General features: G+C 69.7%; 26 protein-coding genes and 1 pseudogene. 12 read left to right on the top strand and 15 right to left on the bottom strand.

Going from position 1 to position 24,585, the window contains the following annotated elements; translation table 11 throughout:
• Positions 1 to 6: 6 nt before the first annotated feature.
• A complete protein-coding gene (locus tag ACWDX9_RS12545) occupies positions 7 to 1,392 on the bottom strand; it encodes a DHA2 family efflux MFS transporter permease subunit (protein ID WP_449952456.1) in 1,386 nt (461 codons plus the stop codon).
• A 64-nt stretch (positions 1,393 to 1,456) separates the two neighbouring features.
• Here ACWDX9_RS12545 and ACWDX9_RS12540 point away from each other — a divergent pair, with 64 nt between their 5' ends.
• Both ACWDX9_RS12540 and ACWDX9_RS12535 read left to right on the top strand, forming a co-directional pair.
• Positions 1,457 to 2,182 (top strand): ArsR/SmtB family transcription factor, encoded by a 726-nt coding sequence (locus ACWDX9_RS12540; RefSeq protein WP_449952453.1) that lies wholly within the window; start codon positions 1,457 to 1,459, stop codon positions 2,180 to 2,182.
• A 70-nt stretch (positions 2,183 to 2,252) separates the two neighbouring features.
• The gene (locus tag ACWDX9_RS12535; protein WP_449952450.1) at positions 2,253 to 2,897 is read left to right on the top strand and encodes a class I SAM-dependent DNA methyltransferase; all 645 of its coding nucleotides are present in this window, start codon (positions 2,253 to 2,255) and stop codon (positions 2,895 to 2,897) included.
• Between the two features lie 91 nt (positions 2,898 to 2,988).
• Here ACWDX9_RS12535 and ACWDX9_RS12530 read toward each other — a convergent pair whose 3' ends face one another.
• Positions 2,989 to 3,381 carry a hypothetical protein gene (locus tag ACWDX9_RS12530; RefSeq protein WP_449952447.1) on the bottom strand — a complete coding sequence of 131 codons (393 nt, stop codon included), beginning with the start codon at positions 3,379 to 3,381 and terminating at the stop codon, positions 2,989 to 2,991.
• On the opposite strand from ACWDX9_RS12530, the gene ACWDX9_RS12525 reads away from it, so the two are divergent.
• Positions 3,376 to 3,810 carry a MarR family winged helix-turn-helix transcriptional regulator gene (locus ACWDX9_RS12525; RefSeq protein ID WP_350742211.1) on the top strand — a complete coding sequence of 145 codons (435 nt, stop codon included), beginning with the start codon at positions 3,376 to 3,378 and terminating at the stop codon, positions 3,808 to 3,810. The genes ACWDX9_RS12530 and ACWDX9_RS12525 overlap by 6 nt on opposite strands.
• A complete protein-coding gene (locus ACWDX9_RS12520; protein WP_449952445.1) occupies positions 3,807 to 4,151 on the top strand; it encodes an ester cyclase in 345 nt (114 codons plus the stop codon). The genes ACWDX9_RS12525 and ACWDX9_RS12520 overlap by 4 nt, the downstream gene beginning before the upstream one ends.
• A gap of 76 nt (positions 4,152 to 4,227) precedes the next feature.
• On the opposite strand, the gene ACWDX9_RS12515 is transcribed toward ACWDX9_RS12520, so the two are convergent.
• Both ACWDX9_RS12515 and ACWDX9_RS12510 read right to left on the bottom strand, forming a co-directional pair.
• On the bottom strand, positions 4,228 to 5,022 hold the full coding sequence (locus ACWDX9_RS12515; RefSeq protein WP_449952442.1) for a carbon-nitrogen hydrolase family protein: 795 nt from the start codon (positions 5,020 to 5,022) through the stop codon (positions 4,228 to 4,230).
• A gap of 10 nt (positions 5,023 to 5,032) precedes the next feature.
• Positions 5,033 to 5,764 carry an HpcH/HpaI aldolase family protein gene (locus tag ACWDX9_RS12510; protein ID WP_449952440.1) on the bottom strand — a complete coding sequence of 244 codons (732 nt, stop codon included), beginning with the start codon at positions 5,762 to 5,764 and terminating at the stop codon, positions 5,033 to 5,035.
• A gap of 58 nt (positions 5,765 to 5,822) precedes the next feature.
• Between ACWDX9_RS12510 and ACWDX9_RS12505 the strand changes: the two genes are divergently transcribed.
• The gene (locus ACWDX9_RS12505) at positions 5,823 to 6,503 is read left to right on the top strand and encodes a GntR family transcriptional regulator (protein ID WP_449952437.1); all 681 of its coding nucleotides are present in this window, start codon (positions 5,823 to 5,825) and stop codon (positions 6,501 to 6,503) included.
• Positions 6,504 to 6,525: 22 nt separating this feature from the next.
• Here the strand turns inward: ACWDX9_RS12505 and ACWDX9_RS12500 are convergent, their stop codons facing one another.
• From ACWDX9_RS12500 to ACWDX9_RS12480, 5 genes are read right to left on the bottom strand one after another with little or no spacing between them, the layout of a single operon-like run.
• On the bottom strand, positions 6,526 to 8,187 hold the full coding sequence (locus ACWDX9_RS12500; RefSeq protein ID WP_449952434.1) for an ABC transporter ATP-binding protein: 1,662 nt from the start codon (positions 8,185 to 8,187) through the stop codon (positions 6,526 to 6,528).
• Positions 8,184 to 8,984 carry a creatininase family protein gene (locus tag ACWDX9_RS12495; protein WP_449952431.1) on the bottom strand — a complete coding sequence of 267 codons (801 nt, stop codon included), beginning with the start codon at positions 8,982 to 8,984 and terminating at the stop codon, positions 8,184 to 8,186. The genes ACWDX9_RS12500 and ACWDX9_RS12495 overlap by 4 nt, the downstream gene beginning before the upstream one ends.
• A 13-nt stretch (positions 8,985 to 8,997) precedes the next feature.
• Positions 8,998 to 9,867 (bottom strand): ABC transporter permease, encoded by an 870-nt coding sequence (locus tag ACWDX9_RS12490; RefSeq protein ID WP_449952428.1) that lies wholly within the window; start codon positions 9,865 to 9,867, stop codon positions 8,998 to 9,000.
• A 2-nt stretch (positions 9,868 to 9,869) separates the two neighbouring features.
• Positions 9,870 to 10,814 (bottom strand): ABC transporter permease, encoded by a 945-nt coding sequence (locus tag ACWDX9_RS12485; protein WP_350742198.1) that lies wholly within the window; start codon positions 10,812 to 10,814, stop codon positions 9,870 to 9,872.
• A complete protein-coding gene (locus tag ACWDX9_RS12480) occupies positions 10,811 to 12,256 on the bottom strand; it encodes an ABC transporter substrate-binding protein (protein ID WP_449952425.1) in 1,446 nt (481 codons plus the stop codon). Before ACWDX9_RS12480 ends, ACWDX9_RS12485 begins: the two co-directional genes overlap by 4 nt.
• Before the next feature lie 376 nt (positions 12,257 to 12,632).
• On the opposite strand from ACWDX9_RS12480, the gene ACWDX9_RS12475 reads away from it, so the two are divergent.
• The 3 genes from ACWDX9_RS12475 (at position 12,633) to ACWDX9_RS12465 (ending at position 15,038) form a co-directional block, all read left to right on the top strand.
• Complete coding sequence (locus ACWDX9_RS12475) at positions 12,633 to 13,277, top strand: DNA alkylation repair protein (protein WP_449952531.1); 645 nt, start codon at positions 12,633 to 12,635, stop codon at positions 13,275 to 13,277.
• A 170-nt stretch (positions 13,278 to 13,447) separates the two neighbouring features.
• Positions 13,448 to 14,212: a class I SAM-dependent methyltransferase gene (locus tag ACWDX9_RS12470; RefSeq protein WP_449952423.1), complete on the top strand. Its 765-nt coding sequence runs from the start codon at positions 13,448 to 13,450 to the stop codon at positions 14,210 to 14,212.
• A 79-nt stretch (positions 14,213 to 14,291) separates the two neighbouring features.
• Positions 14,292 to 15,038, top strand: a complete 747-nt coding sequence (locus ACWDX9_RS12465) for a hypothetical protein (RefSeq protein ID WP_449952420.1) — start codon at positions 14,292 to 14,294, stop codon at positions 15,036 to 15,038.
• A gap of 19 nt (positions 15,039 to 15,057) precedes the next feature.
• Here the strand turns inward: ACWDX9_RS12465 and ACWDX9_RS12460 are convergent, their stop codons facing one another.
• A complete protein-coding gene (locus ACWDX9_RS12460; protein ID WP_449952418.1) occupies positions 15,058 to 15,396 on the bottom strand; it encodes a MiAMP1 family antimicrobial peptide in 339 nt (112 codons plus the stop codon).
• Between the two features lie 133 nt (positions 15,397 to 15,529).
• Between ACWDX9_RS12460 and ACWDX9_RS12455 the strand changes: the two genes are divergently transcribed.
• Together ACWDX9_RS12455 and ACWDX9_RS12450 are read left to right on the top strand one after the other, a co-directional pair.
• Positions 15,530 to 16,555 carry an ATP-binding cassette domain-containing protein gene (locus ACWDX9_RS12455; protein WP_449952415.1) on the top strand — a complete coding sequence of 342 codons (1,026 nt, stop codon included), beginning with the start codon at positions 15,530 to 15,532 and terminating at the stop codon, positions 16,553 to 16,555.
• Positions 16,552 to 17,388, top strand: a complete 837-nt coding sequence (locus tag ACWDX9_RS12450; protein ID WP_449952412.1) for an ABC transporter permease — start codon at positions 16,552 to 16,554, stop codon at positions 17,386 to 17,388. Before ACWDX9_RS12455 ends, ACWDX9_RS12450 begins: the two co-directional genes overlap by 4 nt.
• Positions 17,389 to 19,074: 1,686 nt before the next feature.
• Here the strand turns inward: ACWDX9_RS12450 and ACWDX9_RS12445 are convergent.
• From ACWDX9_RS12445 to ACWDX9_RS12425, 5 genes and pseudogenes are all read right to left on the bottom strand, one after another.
• Positions 19,075 to 20,307, bottom strand: a pseudogene (locus ACWDX9_RS12445) (ATP-binding protein); the annotation flags it as partial.
• 277 nt (positions 20,308 to 20,584) lie between these two features.
• The gene (locus tag ACWDX9_RS12440; RefSeq protein WP_449952409.1) at positions 20,585 to 21,208 is read right to left on the bottom strand and encodes a hypothetical protein; all 624 of its coding nucleotides are present in this window, start codon (positions 21,206 to 21,208) and stop codon (positions 20,585 to 20,587) included.
• A 105-nt stretch (positions 21,209 to 21,313) separates the two neighbouring features.
• Positions 21,314 to 22,417: a CU044_5270 family protein gene (locus tag ACWDX9_RS12435; RefSeq protein ID WP_449952406.1), complete on the bottom strand. Its 1,104-nt coding sequence runs from the start codon at positions 22,415 to 22,417 to the stop codon at positions 21,314 to 21,316.
• Complete coding sequence (locus ACWDX9_RS12430; protein WP_449952403.1) at positions 22,417 to 22,950, bottom strand: RNA polymerase sigma factor; 534 nt, start codon at positions 22,948 to 22,950, stop codon at positions 22,417 to 22,419. Before ACWDX9_RS12430 ends, ACWDX9_RS12435 begins: the two co-directional genes overlap by 1 nt.
• A 172-nt stretch (positions 22,951 to 23,122) precedes the next feature.
• A complete protein-coding gene (locus tag ACWDX9_RS12425; RefSeq protein ID WP_449952400.1) occupies positions 23,123 to 23,548 on the bottom strand; it encodes a hypothetical protein in 426 nt (141 codons plus the stop codon).
• A 102-nt stretch (positions 23,549 to 23,650) separates the two neighbouring features.
• On the opposite strand from ACWDX9_RS12425, the gene ACWDX9_RS12420 reads away from it, so the two are divergent.
• Positions 23,651 to 24,079: a hypothetical protein gene (locus ACWDX9_RS12420; RefSeq protein WP_449952398.1), complete on the top strand. Its 429-nt coding sequence runs from the start codon at positions 23,651 to 23,653 to the stop codon at positions 24,077 to 24,079.
• Complete coding sequence (locus ACWDX9_RS12415; protein ID WP_449952395.1) at positions 24,076 to 24,558, top strand: RNA polymerase sigma factor; 483 nt, start codon at positions 24,076 to 24,078, stop codon at positions 24,556 to 24,558. The genes ACWDX9_RS12420 and ACWDX9_RS12415 overlap by 4 nt, the downstream gene beginning before the upstream one ends.
• Positions 24,559 to 24,585 lie beyond the last annotated feature (27 nt).

Here is a 24,585-nt window from a genome sequence, read left to right as displayed (position 1 = left end):
CCCGGATCAATGTGCGGGGCGGAGTGCGAAGACGGCCAGCGCGGCGGCGATCAGGAAGCCGAGGCCGCCGACGACGACGTCGGCGTGCAGGCCCGCGACGAGACCGCCGCCCGCGACCAGCGTGCCGACCAGCGCCACCCCGATCGCGCTGCCGGTCTGACGGGCGGCGTTGAACACCGCGGAGGCCGCCCCGCCGAGCTCGGGCGGCGCCGCCTCCATGATCGCCGCGGTGGCGGCCGGCATCGTGAAACCGGTCCCGAAGCCGGTGAGCATCAGCGGTACGACCAGCGCCCAGTAGCTCGTGCCGGCGTCGGCCGGCAGCCAGCTCAGCAGGCCGATCCCGCCGATGACCAGCCCGTACGCCATCGGCGGGCGCGGCCCGGTGCGCGCGGCGACCCAGCCGCTCAGCGGCGAGGCGATCGGCGGCATCAGGGCCATCGGCAGCATCGCCAGCCCGGTCGCCATCGCGTCGAGGTGCCGTACCTGCTGGAAGTACAGCGGCACGACGAACAGCAGGCCGTAGAAGCCGAGGTTGAGCAGCACGCCGATGGCGGCCGAGGCGGAGAAGCGGCGGCTCGCGAACAGCTCCAGCGGCAGCATCGGCGCGCTCGCCCGGCGTTCGAGCAGCAGGAACGCCGGCAGCGCGAGCACGAACAGGGCCAGCCCGCCCAGCACCACCGGCGAGGTCCAGCCGCTCGCCCCGGCCTCGATCAACGCCGCGGTCAACCCGGCCAGGCACAACGCCCCGGCCACCTGCGCCGGCACGTCCAGCCCTCTGCGCCCCGTACCCCGCTCTGCCCGGCCGGGGACGTGCCGTACGGTGAGCAGGACGCCGAGCAGGCCGAACGGGATGTTCACGAAGAACACCGCCCGCCAGCCGATCGCGGACACCAGCACGCCGCCGAGCACCGGCCCCGTGCAGGCGGCGATCCCCGCGACCATGCCCCACACGCCGAACGCCCGCGCCCGCGCCTCCCGCTCCGGGTACGCGTCGCGCAGCAGCGCCAGCGAAGCCGGCACCATGGCCGCGGCGCCGGCGCCCTGCACCAGCCGGGCCCCGATCAGCGCACCGGCCGACGTCGCCAGCCCGCACCAGGCCGAGGCCACGGTGAACACCGCCAGCCCGGCCAGGAAAACCGGCTTCCCGCCGAGCCGGTCGTTGAGCCCGCCACAGAACAGCAGCAGCCCGGCGAACGCCAGCGTGTAGCCGTCGACGACCCACTGCAGCTCGGTCAGCCCGGCGGGCAACCTGGCGCCGATCACCGGGATCGCCACGGTGACCACGGTGACGTCCAGGATGACCAGGAAATATCCGAGACAGAGCGCGATCAGCGGTGACCAGCCCGCGGTCCGCGAGAGGGACGCGGTCGGCTCTCTCGTTGTAGGGGTCATGCCTTCAGTCTGGAACGGAACTACTACGGCGAACGCCGAACTGTCGTCGTCCTAGACTGGCCTCATGTGGAAGACCGCCACGGAGGCCGACATCGCGCACGTCGCGGCGGCCATCGGCGATCCGACCCGGACCAAGGTGCTGCGCGCCCTCGCCGACGGCGGCGTGCTGCCCGCCAGCGCGCTGGCCGCCGAGGCCGGGGTGAGCATGTCCACGATCAGCGGCCACCTGACCAAGCTGCGCGAGGCCAAGCTGCTCACCGTCGAGCACGACGGCCGGCACCGCTATTACCGCCTGGCCAGCACCGACGTGGCGCGGGCGCTGGAGGAGCTGGCCAGGATCGCCCGGCCGCTGCCGGTCACGTCGCTGCGGGAGGACGTCCGCAACCAGGCGCTGCTGCGCGCCCGGCTCTGCTACGACCACCTCGCCGGGCGGCTCGGGGTGGTGCTGCTCGCTGCACTGGTGGACGGCGGCGTGCTCGCCGCCACCGGCGCGAACGGCTACCGGATCACCCCGGCGGGCCTCGGCAGGCTGGGGGAGTTCGGGATCGACGTCGAGGAGTTCTCCCGGCGGCGACCGGCGATCCGCTACTGCGTCGACTGGGGCGAGGGCCGCCACCACCTCGCGGGCGCGCTCGGCGCGGCCGTCGCGACCCGGCTGTTCGCGCTGGACTGGCTGCGCCGCGGCCGGGCCCGCCGGGTCGTCCAGCTCACCGACGCGGGCCGCACCGGCCTGCACGAGACCTTCGGCGTCCCCCTCGACTGGGACACCCCGCAAGCCGTATCCCGCTGATCCGGGCCGGTCGGGGCGCCGATGATCGGGTGCGTAGGACGGCGCCGGTCAGGGTCTAGAGTCGTCCACCGTGACCGAAACCCCCTCCCATCTGACCACGACGGCGGAGGCCTACGACGCCGTCGCCGTCCTGTACGCCGAGCTTTTCCATGATGCGCTCGACCGCCAGCCCCTGGACCGCGCGGCGCTCGCCCCGTTCGCGGAGCTCGTGCGAACCGGCGGTGCCGGGACCTCGGTCGCCGAGGTCGGATGCGGCCCCGGGCACATGACGGCGCACCTCCGGGACTTGGGGCTGGACGCCTTCGGCATCGACCTGTCCCCAGTGATGATCAACCTTGCCCGTGAGGCCCACCCTGACCTGCGTTTCGAGGTTGGTTCGATGGACGCCCTCGACCTGGCTGACGGGGAGCTGGGCGGCATCCTGTCCTGGTATTCCATCATCCACACTCCGCCGCAGGAACTGCCGCCGTACTTCGCCGAGTTCCGCAGAGTGCTGGCTCCGGGAGGCTACCTCCTGCTCGGCTTCTTCGACTCCGAAGGCGGGCCGGTGATGGAATTCGATCACAAGGTGACGCTTGCCTATCGCTGGCCGATCGACGGCCTCGCCGAACTGGCGCGCGAGGCAGGGTTCGTCGAGGTGGGACGAATGCTGCGCGAGCCCCAAGAAGACGAGCGGCAGTTCCGCCAAGGCCGTCTGCTGATGCGCAGACAGTAGATCCGACAGCCGGCCGGCGGCGCCGGCCACCTCGACTGCCAGAATCGCAGCGCGTGCAGCGCCGCTTCCCGAGAAGCGGCGCTGCCTCGGCTCAGCTGCAGCGCGCGACCCGGCTCACGGAGTACGGCTTGTAGGCGGCGGCGTAGAACTTCTTCTTGCCCTTGGTGTGGGCGTTGACGGTCATGCAGCGGTACTTGGCGGCCTTGTCGCCGACCGATCCCTTCCTGACGAACATGATCTTGACACTGACCTTGTGGCTGCAGTGGTTGTTGAAGTAGATGGTCGCGGTCGTGTTGCCCTCGCCCCAGGAGTAGTTGGCCCACTTGCCCCTGGGCTTGGAGCAACTGACGCTGTCGCGCTCGATCCCGGCTCGGGCCGACGCCGTACCAGCCTTCGTCGCGGCGGAGGCCGCGCTTGCCGGTGCCGAGGACAGCAGCTGTCTCTTGATGACATCAAGAGTTGAGGCTATAAAGAGATAGTGCATGAAGAGACGTCGGAGGACACGTTCTTCCGTGAGCTCGGAGGGGCCTGCGCCGAGCTGCGGCAGGCATTCGCCCGGCACGTGGGCATGAGCCCCCACCGCGTACAGCTGCTCGTCCGGCTGTGGCGTGACGGCGAGACCAGCCACAGCGACCTGCGCCGGACCCTGGGCATCGACGGTGCGAGCGTCACCCGGCTGGTCAAGGAGTTCGAGGCCGAAGGGCTGGTCGGTCGCCGCCTGGACCCGGCGGACAACCGCTACACCCTGTCCGCGCTGACCTCCGCCGGCGAGCGCGTCGCGGCCGATCTGGAGCGATCGCACCAGGCGTACCAGGAACGGCTTCTCGACGGCGTCACCCCGCAACAGCAGGAGATCGTGCTGGGCGTTCTACGCCGCATCCGCGCGAACATGATCGAGCAGGAGAGCCGATGACCGAAGACGTGCGGGCCGCTGCCCGGCGCATGTATGCGGCGTTCAACGCCCACGACCACGCCGCCACGGCGGAGATCTTCACCGCGGACTTCTACAGCCACCCTCTGGACACGACCGGCCCCGAGAGCGTCACCCGGTCGTGGCAACGGTTCCACGAGATCTTCCCGGATGCCCGGGTCGTCGTCGAGGACATGGTCGTCGAAGGGGACACGGCCGCCGTCCGTACGAGTGTGCACGGCATTCCCGGGCGGCAACCACCGACCATGCTGGAGATCTTCCGCGTGCGCGACGGACGGATCGCCGAGCTGTGGGGGCTGTCGTCGCTGCGACGCGACTCCTGACACAGCGGTTCGGCGCACGGCTGTGGCGCCGAAACCGCGTGACATCTCTTCCCTGGTCCGATCTACTGAGACCGGCTCAGGCGGGGAGCACCTTGAAGCGGCGGTTGACCAGGCTCGGGTTCTTGGCGCGTACGGCGCGCAGCCGCTCCGCGCCGATGACGGCCGACGCCACCCCCGGCGCCTCGCCCGCCGACGCCACCACCGTGCCCATCGGGTCCACGACCGCGCTCTGCCCGGTGCAGACGGGGCCGGTCTGGCCGCTGGCCAGGACGTACGCGGTGTTCTCGATCGCGCGGGCGCGGACCAGCGTGATCCAGTGGTCCTCCTTGGCGGGCCCGGCGACCCACGCGGCGGGTACGACGAAGGCCTCGGCCCCGGCGTCGACCAGGAACCGGGCCATCTCCGGGAAACGGAGGTCGTAGCAGGTCAGGACGCCGAAAATGAGGTCGTCCAGGGTGAAGACGAGCGGTTCCGGCGCGTGCGCCTGCACCCGGTCGGACTCCCGGTAGCCGAAGGCGTCGTAGAGGTGCACCTTGCGGTAGACGCCGAGCAGGTCGCCGCCCGCGTCCACGGCGAGCACGGTGTTGCTGGGCTTGCCGTGCTCCCCGGCGGGCGCCTCGGTCATGCCGGCGACGACCGCGATGCCGTGCTTCTTCGCCAGCGCGCCGATCGCGGTCGCGAAGGGCCCGTCGAGGGGCTCCGAGTCGGGGACGATGTCGGCCGTCACGTCCGGGTTGGAGTACATGGCGTTCTCCGGCAGGACGACGAGCCGCGCCCCTTGGGCCGCCGCCTGCTCGATCAGCCCGGTGGCGGCGTCGAGGTTGGCGGGCTTGTCGGTGGTGGCGCTGAACTGTCCGACGGTGACGAGCATGCAGGGTCTCCTAGTGGGTGAGTTCGTGGGTCTGGTCGAGCGCGGCCTTGAAACCGGCCATGATGGCGCCGTGCTCCATGGTCAGGACGAGCTGGTCGGCCCCGTTCTCCAGCGCGAACGCCTTCTCCTCCGGCGACCACGCCGGCAGCACCCAGGGTTTGCCCGCCGCGCGGGCCGCGTCCGCCACGATCCTGAGGTCGGCGAAGTCCCCCTCCGAGCGGGAGTAGGCGCCCCGGCCGCGGCGGATGGACAGGTCGCTGGGGCCGATGAAGACGCCGTCGACCGTGTCGAGCGCGAGGATGTCGTCGATCTGCTCGATGGCGCCCGCGTCCTCGATCATCGGGTAGACGCGGGTCTCGCGATCTTGGCGTACGATCCACTCGTCGTCGAACCCGCCGTACCGCGCCGTTCGTCCGCCCGCGAAGCTTCTGTCGCCCAGAGGGGGGAACTTCCCGAAGGCGCAGACGGCGGCCGCGTGCGCGGCGCCCTCGATGTGGGGCACGACGACGGCGGTGGCCCCGAAGTCGAGGGCCTGCTGGATCGGCCCCCGCTCGGGACCGAGCACCTTGGCCAGCACCTCCAGGCCGAGACCACGGAGGAACGGGATGAAGCGTTCGAGGTCGGCCAGGTCGAAAGAGCCGTGTTCGATATCGAGGACCACCGCGCCGTAGCCCAGGTCGGCCACGATCTCGGCCGCAGCGAAACTCGGACCGGACAGCCAGGCGGCGTATCTCCGCTGCAACGGATACTCCTTCTCACGGTTAATATACGCTGTGTATACACACGAGCGTGGGGGTGGCATGAACTGGGAACCGGACATCGCGCCGGCGGCTACCGCGGGCGAGCGCGCCTACCGATGGACGCGCGAGGCGATTCTCGGCGGCCGGTTTCCCGAGGGGTCCTTCCTGGAGGAGAAGCTGGTCTGCGACGAGGCCGGCGTGTCGCGCACTCCCGTCCGTGAGGCGTTCCACCGCCTGGCGGCCGAGAAGTACATCGACCTCCTGCCCAGGCGCGGCGCGCAGGTGCGCAGCGTGACGGCCGCCGAGTTGTTCGAGACGTACGAGATGCGGCTTGTGCTCGAGATCCACGGCTTCCGGATCCTGTGCGACAAGAAGACCGACATCCCGCAGGAGCTGTCGGGGCACCTGGACCTGATGGAGGATCCGGAGATGGTGGCGCGGTGCAGGGCGGGCGACCGCGACGCGATCGCCGAGCACGCCAAGATGGACTTCTTCTTCCACTTCGCGTTCGTCAGGGCGACGGGCAACACCGTGCTGACCGACCTGTTCGGCAGCCTCCAGCCACGGCACCAGCGGATCGGGGTCAGCGCCGTGGCGGCGCGCCCCGACCGGCTGGCGGTCATCAACCCCGAGCACCGCACCCTGCTCGCGGCCCTGACCATGCACGACTTCGACACCGCCGAACGCACCCTGCGCAACCACCTGCGGCCCGACGAGCGGGTGGTCTCCCACCTGAGGTGATCACCCCGGAGACCTGAAGTGATCACCTGGCGATCGCCCGCCACAGCTCGCGGCGCTCGGCCTGCTCGGCGGGGTCGGGCACCGGCGCCGCCGCGACCAGCCTCCTGGTGTAATCCGTCCGGGGATCGTTCAGCACCTCGCGGGCCGGGCCGTGTTCGACCATCCGCCCCTGCTGCAGGACGGCGACGTCGTGCGAGAGCAGCTCGACCACGCCCAGGTCGTGGCTGATGAACAGGCAGGAGAAACCGAGCCTGTCCTGCAGCTCCTGGAACAACCGCAGCACCGTGGCCTGCACGGAGACGTCCAGCGCCGAGGTGGGCTCATCGGCGATGAGCAGCTCGGGCTCCAGCGCCAGCGCGCGGGCGATCCCGACGCGCTGCCGCTGGCCGCCCGACAGCTCGTGCGGGAACCTGCCGGCCCAGTTCCTGGGCAGCTCCACCTGGTCGAGCAGCTCCAGCACCCGCTCGCGGACGGCGGCGCGGCCCGCGTACCGGTTGATGATCATCGGGGCCGCGATCGAGTCGCCGATCGACCGGCGCGGGTCGAGCGAGGACCCCGGGTCCTGGAAGACCATCGAGTACTTCCTGCGGAACCCGCGCAGCTCCCTGGCGCCGAGCCCGGTCACGTCCCGTCCGCAGATCTCGATCGTGCCGGACGTGGCGCGGACCAGCCCGACGATGGCCCGGCCGATCGTGGACTTGCCCGAGCCCGACTCGCCCACCAGGCCGAGGACCTTCCCCTTCCCGATCTCGAAGCTGATGTCGTGCACCGCTTTGAACCCTTTGCGGCCCAGTCGTCCCGGGTACTCGACCTGGAGCCCGGCGACCCGCAGCGTGGCGCCCTCCGGCGTGTCGCCGCCCGACGGAGCCGGCTCGGCCTGGCCGCGCCGGGGCACCGCGGACAGCAGCTTGGTGGTGTACTCGTGCCGGGGTTCGGCGAACAGCCGGGCGACCGGGGCCTCCTCGACGACCTCTCCCTGCTTCATCACCACCACCCGGTCGGCCAGGTCGGCGACCACGCCCATGTCATGCGTGATGACCACGACCGCCGAGCCGAGGTCCTTCTGCAGGCGGCGCAGCAGCTCCAGGATCTCCGCCTGCACCGTGACGTCGAGGGCCGTGGTCGGCTCGTCGGCGATGATGACCTCGGGCGACCAGGCGATCGCCATCGCGATCATCGCGCGCTGCCGCTGACCGCCGGAGAGCTGGTGCGGGTAGCTGTCGATCCGCGACTCCGGCTCCGGGATGCCGACCTTCCTCAGCAGCTCCAACGTACGGGAGCGGGCCTCGGCGGCCGGCACGCGCTCGTGGCACTGGATCGCCTCGATGATCTGTTCGCCGATGGTGTAGACCGGGTTCAGCGCGGTCATCGGCTCCTGGAAGATCATCGCGATCCGCTTGCCCCGGATGTCGCGCAGGGCCTCCTCGCCGAGGTCGAGCAGCTCGGTGTCGCCGTACCGGATGCTGCCGCGACGGCGCGCGTTCTTGGCCAGCAGCCCGAGCACCGACATCGAGCTGACGGACTTGCCCGAGCCGGACTCCCCGACGAGCGCCACCACCTCGCCCTTGGCGACCGTGAAGCTGACGTTCTTGACGGCGGGCACCCACGTGCCCGCGATCTGGAAGTCCACCGAGAGCCCCTCGACTGAGAGGATCGGCTCCGCGGGATTCGTGCCGGTTGTCATGCGTCCCTCGAGGTGTTCCGGTCGTATTCCTGTATGTAGGCGGAGCAGAAACCGATCACCCGCTCGATCCAGACCTCGCCCGTCTTCGCGTTGCCGAGACTCACGTCGCCGGTGCAGCCGGTCGCGCTCACCTCGGAGAAGTCCCACAGGACGGTCCCGCGCACGTCGTGCCCCGGGATCGCCGCCTCCGTGTAGCTCGTCGGGGTCCAGCCGCTGCCCGACGCCAGGCCGCCCGAGACGGCCAGCTCGCTCTGGACCTGGTCGGGGAACATCGCGAGCATCGCGGAGTGCTCGGGCTCCGCGCCGTGGCCGTACGCCGTGGCCGGGTCGTCGTACACGTCCCGCATGAGCGCGTAGCCGAGCTGCCACGGGTACAGGTGGCCGACGAGAACGCCCAGGTCATGACGTGCCTGGAGGCCGGCGTCGATGACGGGCCCGACGTTGCCGCCGTTGTTGTTGATGATGATCACGCGGCGGAAGCCGGACTGCACCAGAGCCTCGATGATCTCGTACGTGACAGCGCGCAGCGTCGCCTGGCTCAGCGAGAGGTTGCCGTTGAAACCGCGGAAGACCCCGGAGTGCCCGTAGTGGAGGGCGGGCGCGACATAGCACCCGTTCTCCTTCGCCAGCTTGTCGGCCACCCATTCCGCCACGATGGAGTCCTCGTGGATCGGCAGGTGCGGGCCGTGCTGCTCGACCGCGCCGATCGGCAGCAGGATGATCGGGTCCCGTTCCGCCAGCTCCTTGACCTGGGTCCAGGACAGCTCGCCGAGCCTGTGGGTGGAAGGGAGGGTCATGAATGCGTTCCTTTCAGTTGGTGCCACGGCGCCGCGGGTCGAGCAGGTCGCGGATGCCGTCCCCGAACACGTTGAGCGCGAGGACGACGAGGATGATGAGCACGGACGGGTAGAGCAGCAGCGTCGGCTGGACCTCCAGGAAGTCGCGGCCCGAGCCGACCATCGTCCCGAGCGAGGGCAGCGGTGGCTGCGCGCCGAGGCCGAGGAAGCTCAGCCCGGCCTCCATCTGGATGGCGAAGCTCACCGACAGGCTCAGCTGGACGATGATGGGCGCCGCCACGTTCGGCAGGATCGTCCCGACGAGGATTCCCGCGGGCCGCGCGCCCATGATCTTCGAGGCTTCGACGTACTCCAGGTTCCGGATGGCCAGAACCTGGGTGTAGACGATCCTGGTGAACCTCGGGATGTACAGGACGCCGATCACCAGGACGACGTTCACCAGGGCCGGACCCATGATCGCCACCACCGCGATGGCCAGCACGATCGGGGGGAAGCTCAGCAGGACGTCGATGCCGCGCATGATGATCGTCGAGGCCCAGCGGCCGACGTACCCGGCCACGAGCCCGAGCGCGACCCCGATGACCGCCGCCACCAGCACCGCCGACAGCGCCACCCCGAGCGACACCTGGAGCCCGACCAGCAGGCGCGACAGGACGTCGCGCCCGAAGTCGTCGATGCCGAGCACGGAGGCCGAGGTCAACGGCTTGCCGACGATGTCGCGGTAGTCGTACGGCGCGATCAGCCTGGCGAACAGCGTGACGATCGCGATCAGCAGCAGGAACGCACCCGCGACGGACGTCCTGCGGTTGGACAGCATGCGCCGGAGGAAGGTCCTCCTGTCGGCGTTCTCGATCGCAGGCGCGCCTGACAGCACGGTGGCCATGATCAGTTGTCCTCCGCCCGGGGGTCGAGTGCCCTGGCGACCAGGTCTCCGACCAGGTTGACCAGGATGACGATGGTGGCCGCGGCGAGGACGACGGCCTGGATGACGGGATAGTCGCGCTGTCCCACGGCGTTCATGAGCAGGGAGCTCATCCCCGGCCACCCGAAGATGGTCTCGACCAGGACCGTGCTCCCGATCAGCGTCGTCAGCTCGACCGTCGTCGCGGAGACGACGGCGAGCAGCGCCGTACGCAGCGCGTGCCGGTTGATGACGTGCTTCTCGACCAGGCCCTTTGCCCGGGCCGTACGGACGTAGTCGGCGTTGAGCGTTTCCAGCATCGACGCCCTGGTCATCCTCGTCACCACCGCGCACGAGGCCGCCGTCAATGTGGCCACGGGCAGGATGAGGATCTGCAGGTGGGCGAGCGGATCGTCGAACGGCGAGGCGAACCGGCGCGGCGGCAGGATCGGGATGAAGAACGCGAACACCAGCAGCAGCAAGGTGCCGATCACGAAGACCGGCAGCGAGATCCCGAAGATCGACCCGGCGACCAGCGCGTGGTCGGCCGGCTTGTCGGCGCGCGTGGCGGCGATCCGGCCCAGCGCGATGCCGACCACCAGCGAGATCGCCAGCGCGATGAGGACGAGCTCCAGCGAGTTGCCGATCCGGGACGGCAGGTCCTGCATCACCGGGCGGCCGCTGATCAGCGAGGTGCCGAGGTCACCCTGGAACAGCCGGGTCCAGAACCCGACGAACTGGCTGAAAAACGGCTCTTCGAGGTGCATCGCGGCCCGCGTGGCGGCGACCTGCTCGTCGGTGGCCGCGTCGCCGAGCACCGCCCGGGCCGGGTCGCCGGGGATGAGCCGTACGAGGAAGAACACGATGGTTCCGACGAGGAGCAACTGCAGGATCGCCTGGGCGAACCGCTTGGCCAGGAAACGCCTCACGCCGTCTTCTCCATCCAGGTCCGGCGCAGGGCCGTGGCGGTCCAGGCGCCCTTCGGGGGGTGCTCGTAGCCCTTGACGTGGTTGTAGTGGGCCTCGCCCTGCTCGCGGCGGATCGTGTACGTCATCGGGACCAGCTCCAGGGCCCGTTTCTCGATGTCCAGGTAGATCTCGTTGCGCAGGCTCTGGTCGGAGCTCCTGCGTGCCTGGGTCAGCAGCTCGTCGATCTTGTCGTCGGCGAAGTCGAGGTATTTGGCGAAGGCGCCGGTGCTGCCGATGAAGTCGCCGAGCGAGGCGGGATCACCGAACTTCGGCGCCGTCCCCCACGAATGGACGGGGAAGACCTTGGTCGACACGCTGGAGCGGAAGGTCAGCCATTCCTGCTGGGTGAGGTTCACGTTCAGCCCCGCGGCGCGCAGGCCGGGCAGCATCGCCTGCGCGGGCCTGGCGATGACCGAGTACGAGCTGGTGGTCACCACCGGCAGCGTCAGGCCCTCCTGCCCGGCCTGTTTGAGCAGGAATCTGGCCTGTTCCGGGTCGTAGGGCATCGAGCCGGCGAGCTGGGGCGCGTACGGGGCGAAGGTCTCCGACATCAGGGCGCCGTCCATCGGCTTGCCGTGCCCGAGCAGCGCGGTGTCCAGGACGGACTGCCTGTTGATCGACATCGCGATGGCCCTGCGGACGCGTACGTCGTCGAAGGGACGCCGGCTGGTCACGAAGCCCACGAAGCCGAACCCGAAGGTCTTGTCCGAGACGAACCGCAACCGCGGGTTCTCGGAGATGACGCCGACGTGGGTGGCGGGGACGTAGTCGATCATGTCCACGGTCGCCGTGCGCAGCGCCGTCACGCGGGCGTAGTCGTCGCCCATCGGCTGGAAGACGATCCCGTTGAGGTACGGCAGGCCGTCTTCGAAGTAGTTCTCGAACCGGACGTATGTGGTGCTCACCCCCGGGATGCGCTCCACGAACCGGAACGGTCCGGTGCCCATGACCTGCGTCTTGGTGTTCGCTCCCGACTCGATCCACTTCCTGGAGACGATGTTGGTCGTGGGCGCGGCCAGGGCGAACGGGAAGGCCACGTCGGGCTGCTTGAGCCGGAACACCACGGTGGTGGCGTCGGGCGCCTCGACGGAGGCCACCTGGTCGAGCAGCGGAGCCGACGCCGCCGCGGTCGCCTTGTCCATCATGCGGCGGAAGGAGAAGACCACGTCGTCGGCCGTCATCGCCGACCCGTCGTGGAAGGTGATCCCGGGGTGCAGCTTGACCTTGTAGGTCAGCTCGTCGGCCCATCCGAACTCGCTCGCGAGATCACCGACGATCTCTCCGGCCCCGTTGTACTGGACCAGCCCGTTGTAGGCGAGCTGGCGCAGGTAGTCGGAGGCGCTGCCGCTGGTGAGGTGGGGGTCGAGGTTGGCCGGGTCGGTGGAGAGACCGAAATACAGCACCCCGCCGCGACTCGGTCCACCGCCACCCTCGCCCGGGCGGATTTCCTGCATCGATAGGGGCAAGGTCTCTGGGCTGCCGCAGGCCGTCAGGGCAGATGCCCCCAGCGTGGCTACGCTTCCGGCGAGAAAACCTCGCCTGCTGATCACTGCCATGACATCTCCGCCTCGTCAGGGCCTGGCGCTGAGTCGTTGGGTTGGGGATCCATCAGGTATTGCGTATGTATACATGGCGTTCACACCACGGTCAACGGGTTGCAGCCTGGCGGAATTTGAGATACCGGCCAGGACAAAACGCTCGCCGATGAGCCGTCGTAGGCTGAGTCCCGCACGTAACGGACAGGAGGCTGAGGTGGCCGAGACGACGGTGGCCGAGGTGATGGCCGAGCTGGCCGGGCTCGAGGACCCGAAGGCACGCGCGGTGAACGAGAGACACGGTGACGATCACGGTGTGAACCTCGGCAAGCTGCGCGCGCTCGCGAAGCGGCTGAAGACGCAGCAGGAACTCGCGGGCCGGCTCTGGAAGACGGATGACACCGCGGCGAGACTGCTGGCGATCCTGATCTGCCGGCCGAAGGCGTTCGAGCGTGACGAGCTGGACGTCATGGTGCGCGAGGCCCGCGCACCCAAGGTGCACGACTGGCTCGTGAACTACGTGGTCAAGAAGAACCCGCACGCCGAAGAGCTGCGCCTGGCCTGGTCCGCCGATCCGGATCCAGCGGTCGCGAGCGCCGGCTGGGCGCTGACCACCGAACGCGTGGCGAAGAAGCCCGAGGTCCTCGACCTCTCAGGGCTGCTCGACGTCATCGAGGCGGAGATGAAGGACGCCCCGGATCGCCTGCAGTGGGCGATGAACCACTGCCTGGCCCAGATCGGGATCGAGCACGCCGAGCACCGCGCCCGCGCGATCGACATCGGTGAGCGCCTGGAGGTGCTCAAGGACTACCCGACCTCCCCGGGCTGCACGTCTCCGTTCGCGCCCACCTGGATCACCGAGATGGTGCGCCGGCAGGACGATCAGTAGGAAGGTCCGCCACCCGCCGCGCCGCCTCCGCCTCCCGCAGGAACCGCCGGTGCGTCTCCCCACCCCCATGCCCTCTTGCGGCATGACGCGACACTACGTATCGTGCCGATGTATCAAGTCGATATATCGGGCTGACGGTTCGCCGTAGCCCGGCTGACGCGGGGGCTGCGATGAGGCGGATCGACTACGACACCGAGCAGTACCAGGACTACGCACGAGGCCGTGCGCTGTCCGAGCAGCAGCTGCAGACCTGGATCAGCGCCTTCGAAGCGGTGCTGCCCGAGCGGCGTCCGCTGACGGGGCTGGACGTCGGCTCGGGGACCGGCAGGTACACCCCCGCGCTGGCGCGGACATTCGGGCCGGTGACCGGCGTCGAGCCGTCGGTCCGCATGCGCGAAGTGGCGCAGGCGCAGTCCCAGCATCCCGGGGTGCGGTATCTGGCAGGCTCCGCCGAGGACATCCCAGTGCCGTCCGGCAGCGCCGACTACGCTCTCATGTTCTTGTCCTGGCACCACGTCCAGGACAAGCCACGGGCGGTCCAGGAGCTGGCCAGAGTGCTCAAGCCCGCCGGGCGGCTGCTACTGCGCGCGAATTTCAGCGACCACCATCCCAGGCCGTGGTGGCTGGAACACTTCCCCCGCGGCTACGAGGCGGACGCTTCGCTGTTTCAGCCGCTGCACGAGGTCATCGCGATGTTCACGTCGGCCGGCGGCTGGCGCGTCGCCGGCTTCGGCACGGTCACCGAGCCGTCCGTCGGCACCCGGGGTGACATGCTCGAACGGCTGCGCCTGCGCACCCTTTCGTTCTTCGCCCAGCTCAGCCCCGACGAGCTGGAGGCCGGCTTCCGCCGCCTGGAGCAGGCTGTCGCCGCAGATCCCACCGCACCGGCGCCCGTGTTCTCCGAGCCGCTGCTCACGCTCGAACGCTGCCGGTGAACCGCGGGTCCATCGCGATGCAGATCCAATGTAGACCTCGTGCTCGGGACGTGATCCGGCTGCGGCATGATCGCCTGTCATGAAGAAGATGATGATCACTGCTGTGGTGGTGTGCGGGGCCTTCCTGGTGACTGCGGCGCCTGCTCAGGCAGCCCCCCAGGATCCCGTACGCGCGCTGAAGACCAAGCTGGTCGCCGGGCTCGGCGTACGTATCACCGAGACGGCCGACTGGTCCGACGGCACCGACACTCAGCAGGCGTACACCAACAAGGGCGTCTTACAGTTCGACAAGAAGGGGCCGGCCGCCTACGACATCTCGAGCGCGGGCTGGGAGGAGGAGAAGGATCGCATCATCTACCTCGACAAGACCACATACGTCTCCGGCGCCCTCGTGGACAAGCTGTCCAAGGGCAAGACCTGGTTCAAGTACAAGGGCGGCGGCGGGATGCCGTACCTGTACGGGCAGATCCTCAATCCCGCCGAGCCGGCGACGCTGTCCGCGCTGCTCAAGAAGGGCAAGACGGCCGGGAACAAGGTCACCGGAAAGATCACCTTCACAGATCTGGCCAAGGTCTCGCCATGGTTCACCCGCTCGGAGGTCCGCTCCTGGCCCGGCGGCACGCAGGTCGAATACACGATGACGCTGACCTCGGCCGGCCTGGTCAGCAGGTTGTGGAGTTCGTTCACGGCCAAGGGCGTCCCGAACGACTACTCCACTTACGAGAACAGCACCTTCATCGTCGACACCCGCTACACCGGCTGGGGAAGCAAGGTGTCGGTCAAGGCGCCGAATCCCAAGACCGTGACCGACAAGCTGTTCAACTGAACGATGCCGGGTCCGGGCGTCAGCACTCCACGAAGATGCTCTTCCAGCCGACGCCCGTCGCCTGCTTCGCGTTGCCCGTGGCGGGCAGCGTGAAGTGCACCGGCCCTCTGGTGTTGATCTGGTTGTGCATCCGGCCGGCCTGGCCGGAGCCGTACCACTTGTACGACCCGCGGTAGCGGAGGTTGGTCACGCCGCACCTGTCGATGACCTGAGTCTGGCCGGTGAAGCCCGGCCCCTCGTAGGCCACGTACGTCGAGCCGGTGTCCTCGGCCGTCGAGGCGTTGGCGGCACCACCCGTGATGGCGATCAGGGAGGCGGAGACGGCGCAGACAAGGGCGATTTTCTTGATGCTCTTCACGTCGAGGAATATATGGATCAGCCCTTGATCATCACTTGCGCCCCAGTTACACCACACGTGACACCTGGGTGTAAAGCCACCGGTGAAACCCGGCCGAGGGCGCCGTGAAACCGGCACCGCCGAAAGTGAAGCCATGAGCATCACAGAACTCGGACGTACCGAGAGCGTTCCAGCTGTCGGCGGGGGCGCCGATCTGGCCGTACGCGCGCGGGGGCTGGTGAAGACGTTCGGCGAGCACCGCGCCGTCGACGGGATCGACCTGGAGGTACGCCCCGGTGAGATCTTCGGAGTCCTCGGCCCGAACGGCGCCGGCAAGACCACCACGATACGGATGCTGGCCACCCTGCTGACGATCGACGCGGGCCGCGCCGAGATCTTCGGGGTCGACGTGGCCGGCAACCCGCACGTGATCCGCCAGCTGGTCGGCGTCACCGGACAATACGCGTCGGTAGACGAGAACCTGACGGCCCGCGAGAACCTCTGGCTCTTCGGCCGCCTGCAGGGCATCGCCGCGCCGCGCGCCCGTCGCATCGCCACCGAGCTGCTGGGCCAGTTCGGCTTGGAAGAGGCCGCCGACAAGGCCATCGCGCACTTCTCCGGAGGCATGCGCCGGCGCCTCGACCTGGCGGCCAGCCTGATCACCAGGCCACCGCTGATCTTCCTCGACGAGCCGACCACCGGTCTCGATCCGCGCACCCGCGGCCAGATGTGGGACACCATCCGCGGTCTGGTCGCCGACGGCTGCACGGTGCTGCTGACCACGCAATATCTGGACGAGGCCGATCAGCTCGCCGACCGTGTGGCCGTCATCGACCATGGCCGCAAAGTCGCCGAGGGCACGCCCGACGAGCTGAAGACCGAGGTCGGCAACTCCACGCTCCAGCTGCTGCTCGCCGACCCGGGCGAGGTACCCGCCGCTGTGGAGGTCGTACGGCGCGTCCTCGGCGACGACCCGGTACTCAGCCCTGAGCAGGGCCGCCTCAACGTCGCCCTCGACCAGGCCGACCTGGCCGCGGACGTACTGATCGCGCTGCGCACCGCCGGGGTGTCGATCTCCTCGGTGAGCGTGGCCAAGCCCAGCCTGGACGAGGTGTTCCTCGCCCTCACCGGTCACGAGACGAACGGGTCCGATGGGGCCGGCACGAAGGAGAACCGATGAGCACCGTGATCGCACCCGCCCGCGAGGCGGTACGGGCCGCCGACCGTGTGGCGGCCGCCCGGCGTCGCGTCTCCATGGGGGAGACGATCGGTCAGACCCTGACGATGGCATGGCGGGCGCTCAAGAAGATGCGCCGCAACCCGGAGCAGTTCTTCGACGTGACGCTGCAGCCCATCCTGTTCACCGCGATGTTCGCCTTCATCTTCGGCGGCGCCATCGCCGGTGACGTGGAGAGCTACCTCCCCCTGATGATCCCCGGCATCCTCGCCCAGACCGTGCTGACGACGTGCATGGCCACGGGCACGCAACTGCGCGAGGACATGGAGAAGGGCGTCTTCGACCGGTTCAAGTCGTTGCCGATCGCCCGGATCGCGCCGCTCGCCGGCCCCATGGTGGCCGACCTGGTGCGCTACGCGATCGCGGCCACTCTGACCTTCGGCATGGGCCTGGTGATGGGCTACCGCCCTGGGGGTGGAGCGGGCGGCGTGCTCGCCGCGATCCTCCTGGCGATCTTCACGGGCTGGTCGCTGGCGTGGGTCTTCACCTGGGTCGGCACCATAGCCCGCAGCGCCCAGGCGGTGCAGGGCATCTCCATGATGATCCTGTTCCCGCTGACGTTCCTGTCGAACGCGTTCGTCCCCGTCGAGACCCTGCCCGGCTGGCTGGCCGCGTTCGTCCGGTTCAACCCGGTCTCACACCTGGTCACGGCCACCCGCGACCTCGCCAACAGCGGCCTCGTCAGCGGAGAGGTGGCCTGGACGCTGCTGGCGTGCCTGATCGTCATCGCGATCTTCGCGCCGCTGTCGGTACGCAGCTACAAGCGGCACATGTGACGTGTGCCCGTCACGGCCGGAGACCCGCTCGACGAGACCGCGCGCCTCGTCGAGCAGGTCGGAGCCGCGCCGATCGCCGTACTCGGCCCGCATGGCGGCGATCATCCCGGGCGCGGCCCGCTCCGCGTACGGTTCGATCCGCTCGAAGGCCATGCTGGGCATGCTGGTGTTGTACGCGAACCGTTCGGCCAGCACCAGCATCCCGATCGCGTCGCGCGGGGCCATGGCTCCGCGCAGCACCCCCCACGCGCCGAGCGCGAAGAGCATCGAGCCACACAGCGGATAGTCGAGAATCGGGTTGTCCGCGGCCAGCAGGTCGTAGCCCCGGAGGGTGGAGAACAGCTCCTCGCCGTACCGGGCGTCTTCCGGCGGCGCGTGGTACGCGTACGCCGTCAGAGTGACCGACACCGCCATGATCGTCCACGGCGCGATCTCCGTGTGCAACACCCCGGGCAGACGCAGGTCGTGCGCCCGCTGAACGGCCAGGCGGTATTCCGCGAGCGCGGCGGCCGTCCTGCCGCGGGCGAGGGCGAGCTCGGCCGCGCACAGCGAGGCCATCGCCACGCCGCCGAGCACGGTCTCGTTGTCGTTGATCCGGATGATCCCGGCGAGTTCGGCCTCCGCGGCGTCGAGGTCGCCGTCGGCGAGAGCGGAGATCAGCAGCAGCGCGCGGAGCTGAACCTCGTCGTCGGCGGCGCCGATCCGGCTCAGCACCGGGATGGCGGTACGCGCGTGTCCGACCGCCCGCCGTCGGTCGCCGTGCTGCATGACCAGGTGGGCCAGCATGGCGTGCATGATCGCGGCGAACCACGGCCCCTCGTCCTCGCGGACCATCGTCAGGGTGAGCTCGGCGGCCTCGATCGCCCCGGTGACGTCTCCCGTGTTCTCCAGGACCTGGGCGTTCATCTGCGTCGCCGCCCAGACCACGTAACGGTCGGTGCTCCGGGACAACTCCTCCAGCCGACGGCGCACGTCGGCGCCGTCGTCCGCGTCGCACGCGAGCAGCACCGTGGCCATCGCCGCGATTCGGGGATCGGTCGCGTCACTGGCCGGCAGCGTACGGAGGAGGTCGCGCATCGGACCGCTGCCGCGGTCGGTGAAGTTCAGGCTGTTCATGAGCGTGATCAGCATGGCGGCCCTGGCCACCTCGAAGAGATGCGGCGGCGGCAGCCAGCCGCTGACCACCTGGGCGATCGCGTCCCGGTGAACGAGAATCCGGGAGTGGTCGCCGCGGATCGACCACAGCGCGCCGACGCCGGCCAGCAACTGGACCATCGTGACGGGATCGGGCTCGACGAGAGCCTGCCGGAGCAGATCGGCGAAGTTGCTCTCTTCCGCGTGCAACGCGTCGGCCGCCGCGAACTGCGCCGGGCCGAACAGCTTGGAGCCGTGTTCGAGGGCATACGCCGTCGCCCACGCTCGCTGCGCCGCCCGAGCGGACGCCTCTTCGCCGGCCTCCTTCAGCCGCATCCGCCCGAACTCCCTGACGGTCTCCAGCATCCGGTAGCGCAGGCCGTACGTCGTCTCGCGGACGCTCAGCATCGACTGCTCGGTCAGCGCGTTCACCACGTACAGGGCGTCCGAGCCCAGTACGTGCTCGGCCGCGGCCAGCGTGAAACCGTCGCCGAACAGCGACATCCACCGCAACGCCAGCCGTTCCGGCTCGTCCAGCAGGTTCCACGACCACTCGATGACCGCGAGCAGCGTCTGGTGCCGATCGGGGGCCGTACGGTTCCCGCCGCGCAGCAGGGCGAACCGGTCCGCCAGGCGTCGCGCGATCTCCTCCACCGACATCGCCCGTACCTTGGCCGCCGCCAGCTCGATCGCGAGCGGCAGCCCGTCAAGGCGGGCGACGATCTCCTCGACCACTCCCTCGTCGATCCGCACATCCGGGCGGGCGGCCGTGGCGCGCTGGCGGAACAATTCCACCGCGTCGCCCGTGGGCAGCTCGCCGAGCGGGTAGACGCGTTCGGCGGGGATCGACAAGGGGGCGCGCGAGGTCGTGAGCACCCGCAGGTCGCGGGTCGTCACGGTCAGGAACGCCACCAGGTCGGCGACGGCCTCGATCACGTGCTCGCAGTTGTCCAGGATCAGCAGCGCCGGAGCCTGATCGAGATGCTGGGCGATCCGGGCGCGAACGTCCGAGCGCTGCTCGGCGGTCAGGACACGACGCCCGCTGACCGAATCCCGCACCCCGAGTGCCGAGCCCACCTCGCCCACCACGCCTTCGGGCGAGGACACGCCGACGAGCTCGACGAAGTGAGCGACGGGCTGCGCGACGTCTCTGCCGACGACATGGGCCAGCCGCGTCTTGCCCAGCCCGCCAGGGCCGATGACGGAGACCACCCGGTTGGTCCGCAACAGGGCGTGCACCGCACGGATGTCGCCATCGCGGCCGAGCAACGAGGAGCCGTCGAACAGGATGCCCGCTCGCACCGGCCGGTCCGCGACGAGGAGTTCGGCGTACACGCGGGCGAGCTCGGGCCCCGGTTCGGTGCCGAGCCGCGCTACCAGGCCCGCGCGATACCGTTCGTAGCGCTCCAGAGCGGCGGCGGCACCTCGTACGGCGGCCTCGCTCCGCAGCAGGCAGGCCAGCAGCTCCTCGTCGTGCGGCCCGTCGGCCGCGGCCTCCTCCAGCAGCGGCAGCGCGGCCTCGTGAGCGCCGCTCCGGCCCCGCGCGATCGCCGCCACCCGCCGGGCCTCGGCCACCCACGTCGCTGCCATGCCCCTCAGCTCGGCGAGCGCGCCCGTGGCACCGTCCGAGCCGCCGGCCACGAGAGCCATGGCCTCTTCGGCGCGGCGACGCGCGAGCGCCACGTCGTCCTCGCCCAGTGCGGCCCGCGCCTCCTTCACCAGCGCGCCGACCAGCAGCGCGTCCACCTGATCGGCGGCCAGTCCGAGCCGGTAACCACGCGGCATCCGCACCACGACATCGGCACCGGTCGCCGCCCTGGTCCGCGAGACGACCACCTGCAGCGCCTTCGTCGGATTGGCCGGCGCCTCATCGGGCCATAGCTCCTCGACCAGGCGCTCGTCACTGACCCCTGCACGCCCGTGCAGGGCGAGCACGGACAGCAGGGTCTGCGCACGATCGCCGACCACGGGCACACCCTGCCAGCGGACGCCGTCGAGCAGGACCAGAGCGGGGGACACACCCTCAGCTTACGGACGAGTCAGGCGTGAGCGGCGTGACCGCTCAGTCCGAAGCGGTCGAGTCGCGGAAGAGGAAGCTGTTCGAACGATCCGTGTGCAGGTAGTGGTGGAACCGCGTGGCCTTCGCCTGGGCCGTCCTGTCGGCGGTGACGATCGTGAGGACGACGTACCTCTTGGTCGCGGCCACCCGCTGCTTGCCGTAGACGTACGTGTCGAGCATCTTGTCCCGGCGCCACTTCACCGCCCGGGAGGAGCCCGCCAGGTGGACGGCCGTGGCCTTGGCCGCCTTCACGGTGGGGAAGGACATGATGACCTGGACCGCCGTGAGATGCCCTCGGTAGGCCTTATAGGCCAGTTGAACGGCGCGCTCGCACTTGTTCCTGGCCAGCACGCCGTTCCTGTCCACCGGCGCGCAGGAGTCGTACGTCCAGCCGCCCACCTTCTCGGCCCTGAACGTGACGCCGCCCAGACGGAAGTTCCAGTCGCCGTACGCGTCGGCGTCGATCGGAGAGTCCGGGCGGCGCTCGTTCTCGCCGGGGCTCGGCTCCTTGGGCTCGGGTGTGGGATCCGTGGTGGGCGAGGCCGCGGCGGTGCTCGGGTCGGGGGCGTTGAGGTACTTGTACACGCTGAACGTGAAGCCGCCCGGCAGAAGCACTGCCAGGATCACGACCAGAGCAGAAACGAGACCGGGGTACTCCCGCGGACCGGGTTGCCGAGGGTGTCCCATGCGTCAATTGTGCTGTACTTCATTACCTTCTGCCCCAAAACGCCGTCAGCAGAACATCGGCTTGCCGGCATCCTTCGGAACCTCCGGCATGGAGTCGACGACCTTCACGGTCATCACCGCCGTACTGGCGCCCGGAGTCTCCCTGACCTGTCCGCCCTCCTGCCGCCCGATCCAGCTCCGGTAGCCGAGGAACCGGTAGGTGGCCGGCTCGAAGATGAGCTCCCCACGTTCCCAGCCGTAGGGGTTCTCAAGCTTGAGCGAGGCGCCCACCCCGTGTCGTCCGGCGGGGTCGGTGAGGTCCGGGACGATGGTCACGGTCGGCAGCTTCGACAGCGCGCCGAAGACCGTGGCCCTGGTCCGGGACGAGGTGAGCGGGTCCTGCGCCAGCCCGAGCAACGAGCTCGCGACGACCTTCTCGACCCGCATGTCGATCTCGTCCTGGGCGAGGCCCGTCTCTCCTCGTCTGCGCTGGTCCGACCGGACGAACGTCTCCGCTCCCTGGCGGATCTTCGCCAGAACCCGATCAGGATCGGCGGGAAGATCGGCGGCCTGGAACGGCAGGCTCAGGGAGTGCTCGGGGCACTGCCCCGCGCGCTGATACTCCACCGTTCCGGGGGATTGCACGTGCTCAGGGCGCCCGCTGGTGGCGTGTGTCTGCCCGTACGTCGAGCGCGTCAGGGCCCTGCCGGGATCCCCGGCGGGCATCCATACCTCTCGGCGCACGTCCTGGGTGTACTCGCCCTCGGAACCGCTGGCGAACGTGACGTTCTTCTGATCGACGTAGACGAACTGCCCAGGCCCGGGCCGTACGTCCTCCCGCGCCGCGACCGCGGCCGCATGCCTTAGCAACTCGGCGGCGCTGGCCGGAGGGGCCCCGAACGGAGCGGAGTCGTGATCGCCACGCACCATGACCAGTCCCGCGGTCACCGCCGCCGCGAGGCCCACGGCCACGCCGGCCCTCATCGCCCACCAGCCGGCCGGGAAACCGCGAAGAGACTGCCGACGTGGCCGCGCCGGCCGGCGGTGGCCGCTCCCGGTCCGCTCGGCCTCGATCTCTTCGGCCACCAGCACCCATGCGCGCGCGGTCACCTCGGGCGCGGGTCCGGGCAGGCTGTCGTGGTGGGCCTTGATCGCTTCGAGTTCGTTCATCACAGTGCCTCCCCGGCGGGACCGATGATCTTGCGGAGCTTCTTGCGGGCGCGGTTGAGACGTGATCCCACCGTTCCCTGAGGTATGCCGAGAGCCTCGGCCACCTCCTCGTAGCTGAGCTGAGCGCAGGCGACCAGCAGCAGGACGTCCCTGTCCCCGGACGAGAGCCGGGCGAGACCGGCGGCCAGCCGCGGTTGCATGACCGCGGCGGAGATCCGCTGCACCACGCGCTCGTCGTGACTGGCGATCTCCGCGGCATCTGCGCTTCTGGCCAGCGCCCGATACCTGCGCGCCTCACCGCGACGGTGCTCGGCGACCAGGTTGGAGGCGATGCCGTACAGCCAGGGCCGGGCGCTGGGACAGGTGAGGTCGAAACGGTCCCGGCTACGGAAGGCGCGCAGAAAGGTTTCCGCCGCGAGGTCATCCGCGGCCGACTCACCCAGGCGCAGGTGAACATAGCGGTGGATGGATGCGAAATAGCGATCGAAGACGGCGCCGAAGCGATCAGGGTGACGCCACGACGCCTCGATCACCTGCGCGTCGGTGCCCTCGCTGGGAGGCGCCGAATCTTGGGGGGGAGCTGTCATGCATGCCGGCCTTTCAGACGATTACCTCGGAACACCCCTAGTTCGGCGAACCCCCCATTCCTCTTCACGGTCCATCACGCCGGCTACGAAGCGCACCTGCCGGCAACACTGTCCCGGCTCAGACCCCCGGGGAGAAGGCCCGCATCAGCACGGCACCGGTCGCGAACGCCAGCGCCACGCACAACGGGGTGTAGAGCAGCAGGTTGAGCCAGTAGAACGGGGTGCCGGTGTCCGTGCCCAGCCCGAAGGCCCAGGCGAGGCCGAGTTCCGCACGCGCGAGCAGCCCGCCGCCCAGAGCGAGAGCGACCGCCTTGGCGAGCCGACCGCCCCGCCCGCGGGAGACGGCGACCACCGAGCGGGCGGCGACGGTGAGCACGACGACCAGGGGTACGAGGATGCGCGCCGTGAAGGGCGTGTCGAAGTTGAGCGTCGCCAGGGAGAGCGCTCGCGGGTCCGCGGCCGGCCGTACCAGCCAGGAAAGGTGAAGGAACGCGTCGAGCAGCAGGACGGCGGCGACGAAGGCCGCTGGGAGTGAGATTCTCATGCCCGGCAGGAGGCGCGGAAATCGCCGGTGGTTCCATGGAACCTTCTCCACGTTCGACGCCTCTGGATGGATATGACTTGGCCTGTTGCTGATCTGGACCCGGTGCGTAGGCTGCGGGTGCTCGCCTCCGCCATCCCCGGGGCGTACATGGCGGAACGTGTCATCCCCGCCCCGTTCGAGGACGTCTGGTCCGTGGTGAGTGCCCTGGAAGAGGAGTTCGGCACCTTCGAGCCGGACATGCGCCGCCTGACCATCGTGTCCGGGCACGGGAGCGAGCGCCTGGTGGCCAAGGCGCGAAGCAGGTACGGCATGCGTGCGAGGTTCGACGTCGAGTTGCGGCCCGGCTGGTGCTGGATGCAGAGCAGGTTCCTGATCATCGGCGTCGCGGCGGCGGCCGTACCGGGAGGAACCCTGGTCGCCCAGACGGGAGGAATCCGCGTCCCCGGCCGGGCGGCGCTGGTGCCCCTGGGTGTGCGGGTCGCGGGAGAGAAGGCGCTGGCCAGGCTCGAGGCGAGGGTCGTGCGTCGATGAGCGCCGACCTGGTACGCGCCGCGCAGGGCGGCGACACGATGGCCATGAACGACCTGCTCAGCGAGCTGACGCCCTACCTCGGCCGGATCTGCGGGCCCATCGCGCTCGACAACGGGCCCGACGCCGTCCAGGAGTCACTGATCGCGATCTTCCGGAACCTGGGGAGCCTGCGCGATCCGCAGGCGCTCCACGGCTGGGCCCGGGCGATAGCCGTACGGGAAGCAGTCAGGATCGCGAAACGGCGGCACCACGCGGTGGAGCTCGCCGAACTCCCGTCGAGGCAGGACGTCGAGAGCGCGGTGGACATCCGCGACGTGCTCGAGCGCCTGCCACCCGAGCATCGGGCGGTGCTGGTCCTGCGTGACCTGGAGGGCTTGCCGGAGGAAGAGGCCGCACGGCTCCTGCACGTACCGGAGGGGACGGTCAAATCGCGCCTGCACCGCGCCCGCCGAAGCTTCCGCAAAGCGTGGCAATCGTGAGGAACCTCGTGAGGCTCGTTCGCCTCC

It is taken from the genome of Nonomuraea sp. NPDC003201 (genome assembly GCF_053590415.1).
The sequence above is the reverse complement of the archived record's forward strand: the minus strand, read 5'-3'. Positions and strand labels throughout refer to the sequence as shown.